A 16,308-nucleotide genomic window follows, 5' to 3' on the forward strand; every position below is an offset into this window, starting at 1 on the left:
GCAACGAGCTGCAACAAGACAGCCTGTGGATTCGCGTGCACGACTTGCCCACGACTCTCACCCCCAACGGAGACAAGCATGAACAAGTTCTCGTCCATCCTCCTGGGCCAGCGCACGCCTCGCCGCGCCCTGGTCCGCTGCGCCACGGCCCTGGCCCTGGCCGCCAGCGTGCTGCCCGCCACGGCCAGCACGCTCAACCAGAACGTGTCCTGGACCATCGATCGCGCCGGCACCACGACGAAGTACCGCGTCGTGGCCTACGGTGATTCGATCTACGCCGGCTACAACGGCTCCACGCTCAACGCGGCCAAGTACTCCGCGCCCACGGTGGATGCCGAGTACCTTTCCGCGCTGTGGAACGCCGACATCGAGAGCGTGCGCCGCGCCAAGTCCGGCGCCGTGGCCTCGGACGTCTACAACAACAAGATCGTGGGCGAGGCCAGCTACATGCAGGCGAGCAGCACGCGCGTCGTCACCTTCGAGATGTGCGGCAACGACGGCCTGCAGGCCCGCACGGCCTTCAAGGGCCAGAGCGGCACCTGCGACTACAGCGTGCTGGACAACGCCCTGGCCAGCTGCAAGACCTATGTGGCCAAGGCGATGGACTACATCAACGCCAATGCCTATGCCGGCACCAAGCTCAAGATCATCTCCAACCTGCACTACCCCGGCTACGCCGCGGACAACGTGCAGAGCAGCTGCAAGGACGCCGGCACCGGTGCCACCGTCAACCTGCGCGACAAGTTCCTGCCGGCACTGACGAAGATGAACTACTGGATGTGCGAGTACGCCCGCCAGAAGGGCTTCCGCTGCGCCGACAACTTCGCGCAGTACATGGCAGCGGACTACGACAGCAACGGCGACGGGCAGGTCGACTCCGACGCGATCCGCTATGTGGCCGGCGACACCGAGGCGGCCTATGTGACCCGCATCACGTCGACCTACCGCAGCACCCTGCGCGACGCCAACACGCACTTCGTCTCGGCCAGCAGCAGCTACGACTACATCCAGTCCGACGACACCCACCCGACCTACAACGGCGGCACGGTGACGGCCGGCCTCTTCGGCGGCAGCACGGGCTCGGGCGCGCCGCGCTACACCAGCTTCAGCGGCGGCAAGAGCCCGATCTGGAACCAGTACGGGCACGAGCGCATGGGCTGGGCCCTGTCGGTCTCGAACCCGGCGGCGCCCTGAGGCGTCGCGGCCGCGCCGGGTCCTCGTCATGAAACCGCGCCTGGCCACGCTGGGCTACGTCGCGACGGCACTGCTGTGCCTCGCGGCGGGCCTGGCGCTGCTGTGGCCGCAGGAGGACCCTGCGCCGGAGGCGATGCCCGCGGTGCCGGCGGGCGCTGCCCCCGCGGCGGGCGTGGCGCTCAGCGCCAGCGCGTCCGCGTCCGGCACCGCGCCGCATCCCTGGCTGATGGTCGGCACGACGGGCGCCGCCGCGAGCGATGACCTGGCCGACCACGTGCCGCCCGGCACCGCGCCCTCCATGCGCGAGGTGATCGAGCGCCTGCACAAGGCCGGTGTGCGCACGGGCCTGGGCGCCTTCCAGCCCCCGGGCACGCGCCCACCCATCGTGGGCCTGGCCGTGCCCGAGGACTATGTGCTGCCGCCCGGCTACGTGCGGCATCACCAGGCCACGGACGACGGCCAGCGCATCGAGGCCATCCTGATGTTCTCGCCCGACCAGCCGCCGCGGGATGCCGCCGGTCGTCCGCTGGCTGTGCCGGCGGACCGCGTGGTCACGCCGGCCCTCGCGCCGGCGGGCTTTCCCATCCGCTACGTCGTGATTCCCCGACCGCAGGAGCCGGGCGCCGACGCCGCGGGCACGCCCTGAACCTGCCTCTTCCCCCCACCTCTCCATGACTGCTTTCCTGATGAGGCCCGGTGTCCGCGCGAGCGCGCTGCTGGGCGGTGGCGCCCTGCTGCTGGCGCTCTATGCCCGCGGGCAGTGGTGGCTGGGCTTCGTGGCCCTGCTGCCGTGGCTGATGTGGCTGGACACGCCCGCGCCCTGGGGCCGCCGCCTGCTGCGGGCCTGGCTCCTGAGTCTGGCGTTCGCCCTGGCCGGCTTCGGCTGGTTCGGCACGGCCATGGCGCACTACGCCCAGTGGCCGCAGCCCGCCGGCTGGCTCGTGCTTATGTTGATCGCGCCGCTGATGCAGCCGCAGCTGATGGCCTGGGCCCTGGTGCGGCAGGGGCTCGGCGCTCGGCAGCGTCCCCTGCTCGGCGCCGTGGTGGCCTCGGCCACCTGGGTCGGCATGGAATGGGCCGTGCCCAAGGTGCTGGGCGACACGCTCGGCCACGGGCTCTACCCTGCGGCGCAGCTGCGCCAGGCCGCCGCGCTGGGCGGCGCCGCCGGGCTCACCGGGCTGCTGCTGCTGGTGAACGAGGCGCTCGCCGCGCTGCTGGCTCAGGGCCTGAGCCACCGCTCGGCACCGGGCCGCCGACCCGCGTCTGCCCTGGCCCGGCCGGCCGCCGCCGCGCTGCTGCTGCCGCTGGCCGCCGTCCTCTACGGCAGCCAGCGTGAGGCGCCCGCTCTCGCGGCGGAGACGCCCCAGCTGCGCGTGGGGCTCGTGCAGGCCAACATGGCCGACTACGAACGCCGCCGCGAAGCGCAAGGCACCTACGCCGTGGTGCGCGAGGTGCTCGACACGCATTACGCCATGAGCTACGACGCCGTCGAGCGCCAGCGTGCCGACGCCGTGCTGTGGTCCGAGACCATCTATCCCACGACCTTCGGCCAGCCCAAGAGCGAGGCCGGGGCACAGCTGGACCAGGAGATCGTCTCCATCGTCAACGCCGCCGGGGTGCCCTTCGTCTTCGGCACCTACGACCGTGACGGCGCGGGCGAGTACAACGCCGCCGCCTTCGTCCAGCCGCAGCAGGGCCTGCTTGGCATGTACCGCAAGGCGCGGCTCTTCCCCCTCACCGAGTCCGTGCCCGCCTGGCTGGACGGGCCGCTGCTGCAGCGCTGGCTGCCCTGGGCGGGGCGCTGGCAGGCGGGCAGCGGCGCGCGGGTCTTTCCGCTGCGCCTGCGGGACGGGCGCGAGGTGCCGGTGCAGCCGCTGATCTGCCGCGACGACACCGACAGCGCGCTGGCGCTCGCCGGCGCGCGGCTCGGGGCGCGGGCGATGCTGACGATGTCCAACGACGCCTGGTTCAGCGCCGATCCGCTCGGCGCCCGGCTTCACGAGGCCGCCGCGGCCTTTCGCAGCATCGAGACCGGGCTGCCGCAGTTCCGCGTGACGACCAACGGCTACAGCGCCGTCATCGACGCGCGCGGCACGGTGCACGCGCGCGGGGACTTCGGCCAACGCACGCTGGTGGTCGGTGCGCTGCCGGTGCCGGAGGTTGTGCCGACCCTGATGGTGCGCTGGGGCGACTGGGTCGGCGCCGCGAGCGTCGCGCTGCTCGGACTGCTGGGCGCGGCGGCGCTGCTGCGGCGCGTGCTGCCGGCGGCCCCCGTGGTGCCGGCCTTCGCCTGGCCGGTGCGGGTGCGCGTCCTGCCCGCCGGCCTGCGCTGGCCGCTGGCGGCCCTGCGCGGGATCGCCCGCCTGAGCCTGCTGGGGCTGGGCCTGGCCTGGGGGCTCGACGAGGGCTTCCGCAGCCAGGGCCTTCAGCAGCTGCGTCTTTTCGCGGCGCTCGTGGTGGCGCCGGAGCTGGCGGCCTGGCTGCTGCTGGCCGCGTGGGCCGCCGAGCTGCGTCTCGCCGGGGAGCGGCTGGTGATCGAGTCCCGCGGGACGCCGACGCAAGGCTGGCCGCTAGGCGCGCTGCAGGGGATGGACGTGTGGCGCCTGCCCTGGCCGGGGCCGGGCCTGACGCTGTCGTCGGCCGAGGGCAAGGCCTGGCACCTCGTGACGGCCCGCCCCCAGGCCCTCCAGGAGGCGCTGGAGGCCGCGCGGACGGTCGGCGGGTCGGCGGAGCCCCAGGGCGAGCGCAGCCGGGCGGACTGGTACGCCTGGGCCCGCCAGTGGCGCCCCCGGTTGCGGCTGGCGCGCCCGCTGTGGAAATTCGTGCTGCTGCCGCTGCTGCTGGCCACACCGGCCTTCGCCCTGCATCAGCACATCGCCTATGGCGGCTTCCTCGGTGAGCTCTACAGCTATGGCCTCGTGGCCTATCTGCGCGCCTTCGCGCTGTGGTGGGCCGCCTGGGCTCTCGGGGTCGCGGTGACGGCGGCGGTGCTGCGCCTGCTGATCGAAGGCGGGGCCTGGCTCGGGCTGTGGTGGCAGCCCCAGGCCGCCCTGCGGCTGCGGCTGCGCCTTGAGCAGGCCGGGCTGGCGCTGCTGTATGCCGGCCTGCCGCTGTGGCTGTTGATGAAGCTGCTGGGCCGCTGAGTCCCGCGTGGCCGCCGGCCGGACCGATCGCCGCGGCGTGCGGCCCATCTGTGCGAATCGCGGACCGATGAACCCGCCAGACGGCGCCCCTCGCACGGCCAGGGCCGGGCGCCCGGCCGCCCTGCGGATTTCTGCGCAGGGGAATCGGGGCCGTGCGGGCGCCCGCAACGTCGCTTGCTTATCATCCGCCCCCATGCACCGAGCTGTTCTGCGCCTGTCCGCGCTGCTGTTCCTGTGGATGGGCCTTCAGGGGACCGGTCTGCTGGCCTCGCCCGCCTTCGCGGGGGAGGTGCTTGACGCGCAGTTCCGCAGCATCGAGGTGCCCCAGAACTCCGTGCCCGCGCTGGCGCAGGACCGCGCCGGCTTCATCTGGGTGGCGACGGTCAAGGGATTGGCCCGCTACGACGGCTACCGGCTGCGCCCCATCGAACAGGAAGGCCGCACGACCGCCGAGCGCAACCTGGGCTGGGTGCGGGCGCTGGCCGCCGCCCGTGACGGTCGCATGTGGATCGGCACCGAGTTCCAGGGGCTGATGGTCTACGACCCGCAGCAGGACCGCCTGCAGCCGCTGGGCAGTGCCGAGGGCAAGGGCCGCGCCCACGCGCCGATCCGGGCGCTGGCCGAGGCCGCCGACGGCAGCGTGTGGATGGGCACGGTGGGCCAGGGCCTGCAGCACTATCTCCCGCAGCAGCAGCGCTTCGAGCGCCAGGACCTGCGATTCAAGGGCGAGCCGGAGCCGCGCGTGACGGCGCTCGCCGTCACGCGGGACGGCACGGTCTGGGCCGGTCACTGGCGGGGTCTCGCACGCCGCGAGGGCGACGCCTGGGTGACGGTGCCGCTGCCGGGCGGGCGGGACGAGGGCACGGTGCTCGCGCTCGCCGAGGACCGCGACGGCCGCCTGTGGTTCGGCACGCAGGACGGGCGTCTGGGCGTGGTCGAACAGGGACAGCCGCGCTGGGTGCAGGACCTGAAGGCGCCCATCCAGGCGCTGGCGCAGGCCGAGGACGGCCGCATCTGGGTCGGCGGCAAGGCGGGCCTGCTCTGGGTGGACCCGAACCGGGGCAGCATCGAGACCTGGCTCCGCCACGACCCGCGGCATTTGCGCGGCCTGGCGGGCAATGACGTCAGCGGCCTCGTGCGTGACCAGTGGGGCGTGATGTGGGTGAGCGGCTACGGCCTCGGCCTGCAGCGCCATCAGGGGCATCCCGCCCTGGCCGTGCGCGGCCCGGACACGACGCCGGACAGCCCGCTGCGGGAGGCGGACGTGCGCGCCCTGCTGCGCCTTCGCAGCGGCGAGATCCTGGCGCCCACGCAGCTCGGTCCGGTCGCGCGGCTGGATGGCCGCCCCGGGCAGGCGCTGGCGACGCGGGGCGTCTGGCCGCGCGAGCGCAGCAGCGTGGTGGAGTCCCTGAGCCAGGCGGCGGACGGCAGCATCTGGCTCGCCTCGGCCGGCCGGCTCGAGCACCGGACCGAGGAGGGCCGCCTGCTGCGGGACTGGCCGCTGGACGGCGGGCGGGCGCAGCAGCTGCTGATCCGCTCGACCGGCGAGGTGTGGCTGGGCATGCAGGAAGGGCTGTACCGCCTCGCGTCGCCGCAGGCCGCACGGCTCGAGCGCGTCACGCTGGCCGGCGGCGAGCCGCTGCAGGGCGGCCTCTACGCGCTGCGCGAGGAGCCGGGCAGCCAGGCGCTGTGGGTCGGCGGGCAGCAAGGGCTGTTTCTCGAAGGACCGCAGGGCCTGCAGCGGCTGGCGCAGGCGCCCGAGGAATCGCTGGGCAGCCCCATCGTGATGGGCCTGCTGTGGTCGCGCGATGGCACGCTGTGGGTGGACACCCCCGTGAGCGGCCTGCACCGCCGCATCGGCCTGGACGCGCAGGGCCGCTCGCGCTTCGAGCGCATCAGCGAGCGGCACGAGCTCGAGGGCGTGTTCGGCGGCAATCTGCACGAGGACGCGCAGGGCCGCATCTGGAGCCAGCTCTACGTCTATGACCCCCGCGCCGACCGCGTCGACGCCTTCGGCCCCGCGGAGGGCGCCTTCTTCGGCAGCTTCTGGTTCTTCGCCTCCTGTGACCTGCCGGGTGGCGGTCTGCTGTTCGGCGGCAGCCGCGGCCTGCTGCGCGTCCAGCCGGAGGCCTATGCACCGCGCCAGGGCTCGCTGCCCGTGGTCATCAGCGGCCTGCGGGTCAACGGCCAGCCCTACCACCCCGAGCGTCTGCAGGACGGCCTGGTGCTGAAACCCGGCCTGCGGACGCTGACCGTCGAGTTCGCGGGGCTGGACTACGCCGACCCGCAGCGCCTGCGCTACCAGTACCGCCTGCAGGGTCAGGACGCCGACTGGACCCGCGTGGACGCCAGCGCCCGCAGCCCCAGCTTCGGGCCGCTCAAGCCGGGCCGCTATGTGCTGCAGGTGCGCGCGACGCCGGTGCAGGGGCCGGGGCTCATCGGCACGCTGGACCTGCCTCTGGAGCTGCTGCCGGCCTGGTGGCAGACCTGGTGGGCGCGGGCCGGCGCCGGCGTGCTGGTGCTGCTGTCCTTCTGGGGCTTCGTGCAGTGGCGTACGCGCCGGCTGCGCCATCGCGAGGTCGAACTGCGCGCCCTGGTGGACGCCCGCACCTCGGAGCTGCGCGAGGCCAGCCTCACCGACACGCTGACGGGCCTGCGCAACCGCCGCTACCTCGCCCTGCGCCTGGAGGACGACCTCCATCTGTGTCTGCGCCGCTTCGAGATCGACGGCGTCGAGGCGGGCCCGGACAGCGACCTGCTGCTGATGCTGCTGGACCTCGACCACTTCAAGCGCGTGAACGATGTCTACGGCCACGGCGCGGGCGATGCCGTGCTCGTGCAGCTGGCCGAACGCCTGCGCCGCGTGTTCCGGGGCACGGACTCGCTGGTGCGCTGGGGCGGCGAGGAAGTGCTCGTCCTCGTGCGCGACAGCAGCCGGGGCAAGGCGGCCGAGCTGGCCGAGCGCGCCTGCGCCGTCATGCGCGAGCGTCCCTTCGACATTGGCGACGGCCGGCAGATTCCGGTGACCGTGTCGCTGGGCTGGTGTGCCTTCCCGCTGGATCCGCGCCAGCCGCGGGCCTGGGACTGGGCCGCCACGCTGGCCCTCACCGACGTGGCGCTCTACGCCGCCAAGGCGCAAGGGCGCGACGGCCACGTCGGCGTCGAGCGGGCCGATGGCCTGACGCCGATGCGCCTGCCCAAGGACTGGTGGCTGGGCCAGCCGCCTGCCGGCCTGACCGTGCGGCGCAGCCGGGACCGGCTCGGCAGCTGAGCCGCGCGCCGGGCCGGCCCCGGACCCGCCGCGCCGCGCCGCACTCTGCTAGTCTGCGCCCCAGACCGCCATCGCTGGAGCCCCGCTGCATGTCCTCGTCCCCGTCTGCCGAGCATCCACTGGACCGGCCCGTCTGGCACAGCCTGACGGGCCCCCAGCAAGACCTGGCCCTCGGCGGTGCCCTGGCACGGCGCTACCCGCCGGCGATCCACCTCTTCGCCGCCGCCGCCGATGACAGCCCGCCCGCCCTGGAGGCGCTGGCCGCGCTGCTGCCGCCGACGGGCACGCTGTACCTGCTGCAGGTGCCGGCGATCTGCCTGCCGCCGGGTGCCGTGGCGCTCAAGGAGGCCGCGGGCGTCCAGATGCTGGCCTCACGCTCGCTGCAGGACGAGCCCGCACCGCCCGGTCTGCAGGCGCTCGGCGAGGCCGACGCCGCCGAGATGCTGGCGCTGGCCGAGCTCACCCAGCCCGGCCCCTTCCTCGCTCAGACGCATCGCATGGGACGCTTCCTCGGGGTGCGCATCGACGGCCGCCTGGCCGCGATGGCGGGCGAGCGCATGCACCTCGACGGGCACACGGAAATCAGCGGCGTCTGCACCCACCCCGACTTCCGTGGCCGGGGCCTCGCGCGGCAGCTGTCCGCGGCCGTGGCCCGGCAGATCGAGGCGCGCGGCGAGCGCCCCTTTCTGCATGCCTGGCGGAGCAACACCGCCGCGATCGCCCTCTACGAAAGCCTGGGCTTCCGCTGGCGGGCGGACGTGCAGGTGGCGGTGATCGGGCGGGCGCCATGAGCAGCGCCGCGCCGGCGCGTGATGCCGTGGGGCTGCTCACGATCGCGGTCTTCGGGCTGTGCCTGGGCTTCATCGGCCTGCGCGGGCTGCACCAGGGGCACTTCGACCACGTCGTCATCTGGCAGGCGCAGCCGCTGGGCTTTGCCTTGCGCTTCGTGGGCTGGATGCTGGGCGGCGGCTTCTGTCTGTGGGGCGCCTGGTCCCTGTGGCGCCGCACGCTGGCGCCCGACGCCCGGCTCTGGCAGGACACCGCCCCGCTGCCGCGCGAGCAGCCACCCCGCCTGCAGCTGCACGAGCGGCCGCGCGGGGTGGGGCGGCGCCTGGCGGGCCTGGCGGCGCTGCTGGCCTGCGGCGCCTCCGTGGCGCTGATGCACGCCACCCTGGAGCCGGTGCTGGGGCGCGCGCGCTGGATGATCACCGGTCTGCCGATGCTGTTCGTGCTGGTCGGCCTGCTGCGCTGGCTGGTCTGGCGCCCGCACCGCGGCCCGCTCCTCGTGCTCGGCCCCGAGGGGCTGCAGGACCTGCGCCGCGGCCGCCCGCCGATCGCCTGGGCGGACATCCAGGAGGTGCAGCTGGCGGGCGCGCGCCTGTTCGTGGCCCTGCACGCCGCGCGACGCACGGCCGTGCTGAAGCGGCGGGGAGCGGGCGCGCGCTGGACGGCGCTGGCCATTCGCTGGGACGGCGACGGCGCGGACGTGGCCGTGTCCCTGCAGGGGCTGGACGGCCGCCCCACGGCCGTGCTGGCTCTGGCGAGGGCCTGGATGGGCTGGGCGAGGGCGAACCCGCCTCCGCAGCCGGGCCCTGCGTCCGCGCCCTAGCCGACGGCGGGCCGGCCCGCCCATGCACGGCGGCTGTGCGCCCATGCCGACCCGGCATGTCCGGGGCCAGGCACGGGTGATTGCTGCGGCGCACAATGCACCGCATGGACACCCATCTCGCAGGCTCCGCTTCGTCCACCCGCCCTCGGGTGCTCATCGTCGGTTGTGGCTTCGGGGGGCTCGCGGCGACGCGCGCGCTGGCCGGGGCGCCGGTCGACATCACCCTGGTGGACCGCAGCAATCACCACCTGTTCCAGCCGCTGCTGTACCAGGTCGCCACGGCGGGGCTGTCGGCGCCGTCCATCGCGGCGCCCATCCGCCACATGCTGCGCCGCCAGCGCAACGTCACGGTGCTGATGGCGGAAGTCAGCGGCATCGACAAGGCCCGGCGCTGCGTGACGCTGGCGGACGGGCAGGTGCTGGGCTACGACTTCCTGATCCTTGCCGCCGGTGCCACGCACAGCTACTTCGGGCGTGACGAGTGGGCGGCCCATGCGCCGGGGCTCAAGACGCTGGAAGACGCCTTCCGGCTGCGCGCCCGCGTGCTCAAGGCCTTCGAGCAGGCCGAGCTGGCGCCCGACCCGGCGCGCCAGGCGGCCCTGCTGAGCTTCGTCGTCATCGGCGGCGGCCCGACGGGCGTGGAGATGGCCGGCACGCTGGCGGAGATCGCCCATCACACGCTGCGAGACGAGTTCCGTCGCATCGACCCGGCGGGCGCGCGCGTGCTGCTGCTGGAGGGCTCGGAGCGGGTGCTGCAGGCGCTGCCCCCCGCGCTGTCGGCCCGGGCCGAGCAGCAGCTGCAGGGCCTGGGGGTCGAGGTCCGGACGGGGTGCCGCGTGGTGGGCATCGACGCCGAAGGCGTGGACGTGCAGCCGGACGGCGGCGGCGCGCCCCAGCGCATCCCGGCGCACACGGTGGTCTGGGCCGCCGGCGTGGCGGCCTCGCCGCTCGGGCGCCTGCTGGAGGTGCCGCTGGACCGGGCCGGCCGGGTGCAGGTCGATGGCCTGCTGGGCATTCCCGGGCACCCGGAGGTCTTCGTCATCGGCGATCTGGCCGCCGCGCAGAGCCAGGAGGCCGACGGCCGCACCCGGCCCGTGCCCGGCGTGAGCCCCGCCGCCAAACAGATGGGCGCCCATGCCGCCGGCAGCATCCTCGCCCGCCTGCGCGGCCGCGAGGCCTCGTTGCGCCCGTTCCGCTACCGCGACTACGGCGCGCTGGCCACCATCGGCCGCAAGGCGGCGGTGGCGGACCTGGGCTGGCTGCAGTTCTCCGGCTACGCGGCCTGGCTGTTCTGGCTCTTCGTCCACATCTACTTCCTGATCGGTTTCCGCAACCGCCTGGTCGTGCTGATGGACTGGGCCTGGGCCTACTGGAGCTTCCAGCGCTACGCCCGCGTGGTGGTGGAGCCGGCCCCGGCCGCCGGGGGCGAAGAGGGCACAGAGGGCAAAGAGGGCGTCAGCCCTGCGCCGCATCGAGCGGCAGGGCGGTGCGGGTGATCACGTGCTGGAGCACGAAGCTTGAATGCACGCCCGTGACGCCGGCAATGCGGGTCAGCTTGCCCAGCAGCAGGCTCTGGAAGTGATCCATGTCGCGGACCCAGACCTTGAGCTGGTAGTCCGCGGCCTGCCCGGTGATGAGCAGGCATTCCAGCACCTCGGGCAGCACGCGGATGGCGGCCTCGAAGTTCTCGAAGCGCTCCGGCGTGTGCTGGTCCATGGAGATGTGCACCAGCGCCATCAGGCTCAGGCCGAGCTTGCGGGCGTCCAGCAGGGCCCGGTAGCCCGCGATCAGGCCGCTGTCCTCCAGCGCCCGCACGCGGCGCAGGCAGGGGGAGGGCGAGAGGCCGACGCGGTCCGCCAGGTCCTGGTTGGCGATGCGCCCTTCCTGCTGCAGGATCTCCAGAATCTGGCGGTCGATGCGGTCAAGTTCCATTTGAATTGCGCCAATATTCGAATGTTTGGAATCTACTGCCAAATTGAGTCTTGATTGAGCCATCTTCGCAATTTTCTGCCCGACGGTGCTGCCTACACTGGATGCACTGCAAACAGCAGCCTCCTCACCGCCCGGCCAAGACCCCGCGGAGCAGGCCCGGCCCACGAAGGCCCTCCCCCCTGCAGTCCAGGCCCCAGCCGCCACAAGCGTGCTGGGGCCTGGGCCATTTGGGGGGACATTTGGGCGGACATTGGGGCGGCCATTTGGCGGCCATTTCGAGGCCCGTTCGTCTCGGGACCCGCCGCCGGCCCCGCGCGATGGCGAGGCGCTCCGCCGCTGAGGGCGGCTGTGGGCGGACCGGTCGCCTGATCCGGAGGCGCGGACGCGCGCGCCCGGCCTGACGCCCTGGATGCGCGGCCGCCGCATGCCTTCCGGGCAGGCGCGCTGCCGGCGTCACAATGCGGGCATGGATCTCGTACTGGAACGACTGACGCAGGAGCAGCTGCGCGTACTGGAGGCCGGTGACTGGCCCGAGGGCTGGCTGGACCGCGTGGAGCCTGGCGCCTTGCCGCCCGAGCGCGTGCATGTCCGCGCACTGGCCCTGCTGGCCCAGGGGTGCGATGCCTGCTGGGCCACCAGCCGCATGATGTGCCGGCCGAGCGACGGCCGCTACCTGGGCAACATCAGCTTCAAGGGGGCGCCGTGCGAGGGCCGGGTGGAGATCGGTTACCAGGTCGCGCCGGGCCAGCAGGGCCAGGGTCTGGCGACTGCCGCCGTGCGCCTGATGCTCGAGGAGGCCTGGGCCGCCGGCGTGCAGATCGTGCGCGCCGAGGTGCTCCCCGAGAACCTGCCGTCCCAGCGCGTGTTGACCAAGGCCGGCTTCCGGCTCGTCGGGCACCATGCCGACGCTCGCCAGGAGTGGGTCGGCGTGTGGGAGGCGGCGCGGCCCGACTGAGCCCGGCGCGAGGCGCTCAGGGCAGGATCTTGATGTCCACGTCGGCCGGCAGCTCGAACAGGCCTCGCGGGCTGGCCCGGCCGACCGTCATCTCCAGCGTGCGGACGTCCTCGACCAAAGGCTGCGGGCCCATGCCGATGACGCGGTGCGACGCCAGCGCCCAGGGAAAGTTGAGGTATTCCTGCAGCGGGTAGCCGGTCCAGAGGCAGCTGTCGCCCTTGGCGACCGGGCTGCTGACACGCACGCGCAGGCAGGGCTGGCCATGGACGTTGTCGGGGCCGCTGCCCTCCGGCGTCGGCCCCAGGGGCCGCGGCGAGAGGGTGGCGTGGCGGCGGTGGCCGCTGCCCTTGCCGTCGGCACGCAGTTCGTAGCGAATGCCGTCCTTCCAGAGCAGGGTGCTGGTGTTGTCCACCTTGCGGGTGACGCTGCAGTCCGGCGGCACCGCGGGGATGACCGTCGGCCGGGCGGTGCGCTCGTCCATCCAGCGGCGCATGTCGGGCAGCACCAGGCCGTAGCCCTGGCGGCGGGTCAGGGCGCGGCCGTTGTCGAAGTAGCGCTCGACCGTCTCGGTATCGAGCCCGGCCATGAGGTCCTCCGGCGGATGCGTTTCCGGCAGACCGGCCTCCCGGCGCACCACGTTGCACAGGGCGACGAGCCCCTCCAGCGTCTGGCGGCCCAGGCCGTAGGTCTGGCCCTCGAAGGTGTGGCGGATCTCCTGGCGCAGGTAGGCCGTGCCGACCCACGGCTCGGGACCCGCCAGGGCGGTGGTGGCCATCGTCAGGCCCGCGGCCAGGAGGGCCAGGCGTGCCTGCAGGGCAGGGCGATGCCCTGGGCGGACGGGCAGGGGCGGTACGGACATCATCGGCAGTTCCAGGAGCGGGGCCGGCGTGCCGGCCTCAGCGGATCAGGACCAGGGAGCTGCCACGATGCGAGTTCTCGTTGTAACGCACACGGAAGCCGCCCAGGTCCAGCTCGCCCACGCGTTCCAGCGCCTGCTGCACGCCATCGCGGCCGTGGGACCGCTGCGCGCGGAGCAGGCCTTCGCAGAGCACGCGGGCCGCAATATACCCCTCGAAGCTGATCGAATCGAACTGCCGGTCGCCCTGAGCCAGCATGGCCTTCTGGTAGGCGGCGGTGACGGGGAGGATGGGGTCGCGCGGGTCCGGCACCACCTGAGCGATGCGAACCTGGCGCATGTCCCCCTGCAAGGCCTGCTGCAGGGGCTCCAGGCCCGCGAAGGACAGCAGATAGAAGCGGCCGGTGTAGCCCCGCTTGCGCGCCTGGCGGATGAAGGCCGCGCAGGTCTCGTAGGTGCTGATCATGAAGATGGCGTCGGCCGGCGCACGGGTGATCAGGGCGTCCAGCGCCTCGCCCACGTCGGTGGAGTTGCGGCGCACGGTGGCGGAGGCCTGCAGCGTCAGCTGGCGGCCCTGCGCGGCATCGCGCATCGCCTCCAGCCCGGCGCGGCCGAAGAGGTCGGCCTGCAGCAGGACATTGAAGCGCTTCACGCCGTCGCGCTTCATGGCATCGGCCAGCGCCAGCGATTCGTCCAGGTAGCTCGCGCGGATGCTGAAGATGCGCCCGAGCGAGGGTTCGTAGAGCATGCCGGCCCCGGTGTAGGCCCCCATGAAGCTGATGCCGTGACGCTTGAGGTAGGGCAGGGCGGCGCGGCTGGTGGGCGTGCCCACGTAGCCGAAGAGCAGCAGCACGCGCTCGTCCTCGACCAGCTGCCGCGTGTTGACCTCGGCGCGCTCGGGCTCGTAGCCATCGTCGCGCAGGTCGAGCACCACCTTGCGCCCCTGGATGCCGCCCTGCTGGTTGACGAGGGCGAGCTGCGCCCGGATGCCCGCGTGGTAGCGCAGCCCCAGCTGGGCCGCGGGGCCGGTCAGGGCGGCGGAGCTGCCGATGCGCCATTCGTTCTCGGGCCCCGGCGGCGTCGCGGCGACCGCGCGGGCGCGCAGGAAGCCCACGCCGAGCAGGGTGAGCAGGCCGACCAGGTGGCGTCGTGAGGGGACGAAGGCATCGGGCATGACCCGCCCATTGTGCGCCGGCTGCGCGCGCTTCGGCCTGATATGCCTCACGTCACGAGGCCGCCGGCGGGCGCAAAGCGGTGCTTTGCCACGATGGGCGAATACCGCACGCGAGAGGCCGTCCCGCGTCCGCCCCGAGGTGGCGCGGCCGTGCGCAGGCCCGAATCCGCAGGGGTGTCTTCCTGGGCAAGGCAGGCGGGATCTGGATAATGCGGGACCAGGGCCGGCCCCCGCGAGGGCAGGTCGCAGGGATTGACACGGCATTGCCACGGCAGGGGCAGGGAGAGAGATCGATGAACAGAACGAGGACAGCCACCACCTGGGCCAGCCTGGCCGGGGTCTGCCTGCTGGCGGGCTGTGCGATCGCCGTGCCGGGCCGCGAACCGCCCAAGGTGTCCGTCTACCAGAACGAGAAGTTCCAGGCCGAGGAGACCTACTCGCGCCTGTTCGATGCCTCGCTGGAGGACACCTGCGAAGCCGCGCGCCGCGCGCTGCTGAGCCAGGGCTACCTGATCAACCCGGGCAAGGTGGGGGCCGTGAGCGGCACCAAGCGCTTCCAGCCGGAGGGCGAGGTGCACGTGGAGATCAACTTCAACATCGTCTGCGTGCCTGACGGCCGGAATGCCCAGCTGGCCACGGCCTTCGTCTCCGCCCAGCAGGACCGCTACGCCATCAAGAAGAGCGCCAATTCCACCAGCATCGGCGTGAGCGCGATCGGCTCGATCTCGGTGCCGATGTCGGCCTCGCAGGACTCCATGGTCAAGGTGGCCTCCGAGACCATCCCGGCCGGGGAGTTCTACGACCGCTTCTTCGCCCTCATGCACCGCATGCTCAGCGAGCAGACCGGCGAAGGCACGGGTGCGAGCACCGCGGCCGTGATGAAGCAGCGCTGAGGCCGGCCGCCGCCCGATGAGCCACAGCCGCCTCGTCTATTCCACCGACGTCGGTCGGACCTGCCCGCAGTGCCGCGCCGCGCTGGCGGCGTGCCGCTGCGGCCAGCCGGCAGCGCGGCCCGCGGGGGACGGCATCGCCCGCGTGTGGCGCGAGAGCAAGGGCCGCGGCGGCAAGACCGTCACACTCGTCAAGGGGCTGCCCCTGGACGACGCGGCCCTGCAGGCCCTGGGCAAGCAGCTGCGCAGCGCCTGCGGCAGCGGCGGCACCGCCAAGGGCGGCGTCATCGAGATCCAGGGCGACCATGCCGAGCGCGTGACGGCCTGGCTCATCGCCCAGGGGCATCCGGCCAAGCGCGCCGGAGGCTGATCCCCCCGGCCGCGCCCGCCGTCGCTCAGGGCTTCACGAAGCGCAGCGTCATGCGGTCGCTCTCGCCGATGGCGGCGTAGCGCTCGCGGTCCTTGTCCTTGTTGGTGAAGGTGGGCGGCAGCGCCCAGACGCCGTTCTCATGGTCCGCCGTGTCCTTGGGATTGGCATTGACCTCGCTGCGGGCCGCCAGCTTGAAGCCCACGGCCTCGGCCAGCCGGATCACGTAGGCCTCGTGCACGTAGCCGCTGCTGGCCTTCTCGTCCTGTGCCTGCGCGACCGGGCGGCGGTGCTCCACCACGCCGAAGGTGCCCCCCTTCTTCAGGGCCTCGAAGGCGCTGCGGAAGACGGCCTGCACGGCGGCGTCACCGCCGGCGTCGATCCAGTTGTGCACGTTGCGGAAGGTCAGCACGAGGTCGGCCGAGCCGGGCTCGGCGTACTGCAGGCGGGCGGGCACCTCGAAGACGTTCATGCGGACCTTGCCGTAGACCGCGGGAGCCGCCGCGAGCTTGTCCTTGAGGCGCTGACCGCTGCGCTGGCGGTAGGCGTTGGTGGACTGCGGATCGTCCGCACCGAGGACCAGCTGGCCGCGCTCGTGCAGGTAGGGCGCCAGGATCTCGGTGTACCAGCCACCGCCGGGGCTCAGCTCCACGACGGTCATGCCGGGCTGGATGCCGAAGAAGCGCAGGGTCTCGTACGGGTGACGTGCCGCGTCGCGGGCCACGAAGGCGGGCGTGCGGTGGCTGCCGGCGATGGCTGCCTGCAGGGCCGTGTCGGCCGGGGGTTCAGCGGCCTGGGCACCCCAGGCGACGGTCATCAGGGGCAGGCTGGCGAGGGCGGCAAAGCCGCGGCGGGTCAGGCGCATGGGATCCTCCGATCGGGCGGAAATGGGGTCGGCGCAGTATGCGGGCCGGCGG

At 73.2% G+C, this 16,308-nt stretch carries 14 protein-coding genes; 10 read left to right on the plus strand and 4 right to left on the minus strand.

Going from position 1 to position 16,308, the window contains the following annotated elements:
• Window positions 1–78 precede the first annotated feature (78 nt).
• The 7 genes from QRD43_RS05150 to QRD43_RS05180 all read left to right on the plus strand — a co-directional run bounded on the left by QRD43_RS05150 (window position 79) and on the right by QRD43_RS05180 (window position 10,713).
• Window positions 79–1,194, plus strand: a complete 1,116-nt coding sequence (locus tag QRD43_RS05150; RefSeq protein WP_285981397.1) for an SGNH/GDSL hydrolase family protein — start codon at window positions 79–81, stop codon at window positions 1,192–1,194.
• A 28-nt stretch (window positions 1,195–1,222) separates the two neighbouring features.
• A complete protein-coding gene (locus QRD43_RS05155) occupies window positions 1,223–1,840 on the plus strand; it encodes a hypothetical protein (protein WP_285981398.1) in 618 nt (205 codons plus the stop codon).
• Between the two features lie 25 nt (window positions 1,841–1,865).
• Entirely contained in the window at window positions 1,866–4,337 is a 2,472-nt protein-coding gene (gene lnt, locus QRD43_RS05160; RefSeq protein WP_285981399.1) for an apolipoprotein N-acyltransferase, read from the plus strand.
• Window positions 4,338–4,530: 193 nt separating this feature from the next.
• Window positions 4,531–7,608: a ligand-binding sensor domain-containing diguanylate cyclase gene (locus tag QRD43_RS05165; protein WP_285981400.1), complete on the plus strand. Its 3,078-nt coding sequence runs from the start codon at window positions 4,531–4,533 to the stop codon at window positions 7,606–7,608.
• Between the two features lie 89 nt (window positions 7,609–7,697).
• The gene (locus tag QRD43_RS05170) at window positions 7,698–8,399 is read left to right on the plus strand and encodes a GNAT family N-acetyltransferase (protein WP_285981401.1); all 702 of its coding nucleotides are present in this window, start codon (window positions 7,698–7,700) and stop codon (window positions 8,397–8,399) included.
• Window positions 8,396–9,217 carry a hypothetical protein gene (locus QRD43_RS05175; protein ID WP_285981402.1) on the plus strand — a complete coding sequence of 274 codons (822 nt, stop codon included), beginning with the start codon at window positions 8,396–8,398 and terminating at the stop codon, window positions 9,215–9,217. Before QRD43_RS05170 ends, QRD43_RS05175 begins: the two co-directional genes overlap by 4 nt.
• A 104-nt stretch (window positions 9,218–9,321) precedes the next feature.
• Entirely contained in the window at window positions 9,322–10,713 is a 1,392-nt protein-coding gene (locus QRD43_RS05180) for an NAD(P)/FAD-dependent oxidoreductase (RefSeq protein WP_285981403.1), read from the plus strand.
• On the opposite strand, the gene QRD43_RS05185 is transcribed toward QRD43_RS05180, so the two are convergent.
• Entirely contained in the window at window positions 10,673–11,149 is a 477-nt protein-coding gene (locus tag QRD43_RS05185) for an Lrp/AsnC family transcriptional regulator (protein ID WP_285981404.1), read from the minus strand. The genes QRD43_RS05180 and QRD43_RS05185 overlap by 41 nt on opposite strands.
• Window positions 11,150–11,615: 466 nt before the next feature.
• Here QRD43_RS05185 and QRD43_RS05190 point away from each other — a divergent pair, with 466 nt between their 5' ends.
• A complete protein-coding gene (locus QRD43_RS05190) occupies window positions 11,616–12,104 on the plus strand; it encodes a GNAT family N-acetyltransferase (RefSeq protein ID WP_285981405.1) in 489 nt (162 codons plus the stop codon).
• Between the two features lie 16 nt (window positions 12,105–12,120).
• Here the strand turns inward: QRD43_RS05190 and QRD43_RS05195 are convergent, their stop codons facing one another.
• Window positions 12,121–12,966, minus strand: coding sequence for a hypothetical protein (locus QRD43_RS05195; protein WP_285981406.1), 846 nt, complete (start codon window positions 12,964–12,966; stop codon window positions 12,121–12,123).
• 34 nt (window positions 12,967–13,000) lie between these two features.
• Window positions 13,001–14,134, minus strand: coding sequence for an ABC transporter substrate-binding protein (locus QRD43_RS05200; protein WP_285981407.1), 1,134 nt, complete (start codon window positions 14,132–14,134; stop codon window positions 13,001–13,003).
• Between the two features lie 293 nt (window positions 14,135–14,427).
• Here QRD43_RS05200 and QRD43_RS05205 point away from each other — a divergent pair, with 293 nt between their 5' ends.
• Both QRD43_RS05205 and QRD43_RS05210 read left to right on the plus strand, forming a co-directional pair.
• Entirely contained in the window at window positions 14,428–15,027 is a 600-nt protein-coding gene (locus QRD43_RS05205) for a DUF2242 domain-containing protein (protein ID WP_285981408.1), read from the plus strand.
• 16 nt (window positions 15,028–15,043) lie between these two features.
• The gene (locus QRD43_RS05210; protein ID WP_285981409.1) at window positions 15,044–15,394 is read left to right on the plus strand and encodes a translation initiation factor Sui1; all 351 of its coding nucleotides are present in this window, start codon (window positions 15,044–15,046) and stop codon (window positions 15,392–15,394) included.
• 25 nt (window positions 15,395–15,419) lie between these two features.
• Here the strand turns inward: QRD43_RS05210 and QRD43_RS05215 are convergent, their stop codons facing one another.
• Complete coding sequence (locus QRD43_RS05215; protein ID WP_285981410.1) at window positions 15,420–16,256, minus strand: class I SAM-dependent methyltransferase; 837 nt, start codon at window positions 16,254–16,256, stop codon at window positions 15,420–15,422.
• Between the last annotated feature and the right edge of the window lie 52 nt (window positions 16,257–16,308).

The organism is Roseateles subflavus (assembly GCF_030285365.1).
Lineage (GTDB): Bacteria > Pseudomonadota > Gammaproteobacteria > Burkholderiales > Burkholderiaceae_C > Roseateles_B > Roseateles_B subflavus.

What these genes read in the sequence shown, in the direction of transcription:
- QRD43_RS05205 (WP_285981408.1), top strand. Translation starts at nt 14,428, where the DNA reads ATGAACAGAACGAGGACAGCCACCACCTGGGCCAGCCTGGCCGGGGTC.
- QRD43_RS05165 (WP_285981400.1), top strand. Translation starts at nt 4,531, where the DNA reads ATGCACCGAGCTGTTCTGCGCCTGTCCGCGCTGCTGTTCCTGTGGATG.
- QRD43_RS05185 (WP_285981404.1), bottom strand. Translation starts at nt 11,149, where the DNA reads ATGGAACTTGACCGCATCGACCGCCAGATTCTGGAGATCCTGCAGCAG.
- lnt (WP_285981399.1), top strand. Translation starts at nt 1,866, where the DNA reads ATGACTGCTTTCCTGATGAGGCCCGGTGTCCGCGCGAGCGCGCTGCTG.
- QRD43_RS05215 (WP_285981410.1), bottom strand. Translation starts at nt 16,256, where the DNA reads ATGCGCCTGACCCGCCGCGGCTTTGCCGCCCTCGCCAGCCTGCCCCTG.
- QRD43_RS05170 (WP_285981401.1), top strand. Translation starts at nt 7,698, where the DNA reads ATGTCCTCGTCCCCGTCTGCCGAGCATCCACTGGACCGGCCCGTCTGG.
- QRD43_RS05190 (WP_285981405.1), top strand. Translation starts at nt 11,616, where the DNA reads ATGGATCTCGTACTGGAACGACTGACGCAGGAGCAGCTGCGCGTACTG.
- QRD43_RS05180 (WP_285981403.1), top strand. Translation starts at nt 9,322, where the DNA reads ATGGACACCCATCTCGCAGGCTCCGCTTCGTCCACCCGCCCTCGGGTG.
- QRD43_RS05200 (WP_285981407.1), bottom strand. Translation starts at nt 14,134, where the DNA reads ATGCCCGATGCCTTCGTCCCCTCACGACGCCACCTGGTCGGCCTGCTC.
- QRD43_RS05210 (WP_285981409.1), top strand. Translation starts at nt 15,044, where the DNA reads ATGAGCCACAGCCGCCTCGTCTATTCCACCGACGTCGGTCGGACCTGC.
- QRD43_RS05150 (WP_285981397.1), top strand. Translation starts at nt 79, where the DNA reads ATGAACAAGTTCTCGTCCATCCTCCTGGGCCAGCGCACGCCTCGCCGC.
- QRD43_RS05175 (WP_285981402.1), top strand. Translation starts at nt 8,396, where the DNA reads ATGAGCAGCGCCGCGCCGGCGCGTGATGCCGTGGGGCTGCTCACGATC.
- QRD43_RS05195 (WP_285981406.1), bottom strand. Translation starts at nt 12,966, where the DNA reads ATGATGTCCGTACCGCCCCTGCCCGTCCGCCCAGGGCATCGCCCTGCC.
- QRD43_RS05155 (WP_285981398.1), top strand. Translation starts at nt 1,223, where the DNA reads ATGAAACCGCGCCTGGCCACGCTGGGCTACGTCGCGACGGCACTGCTG.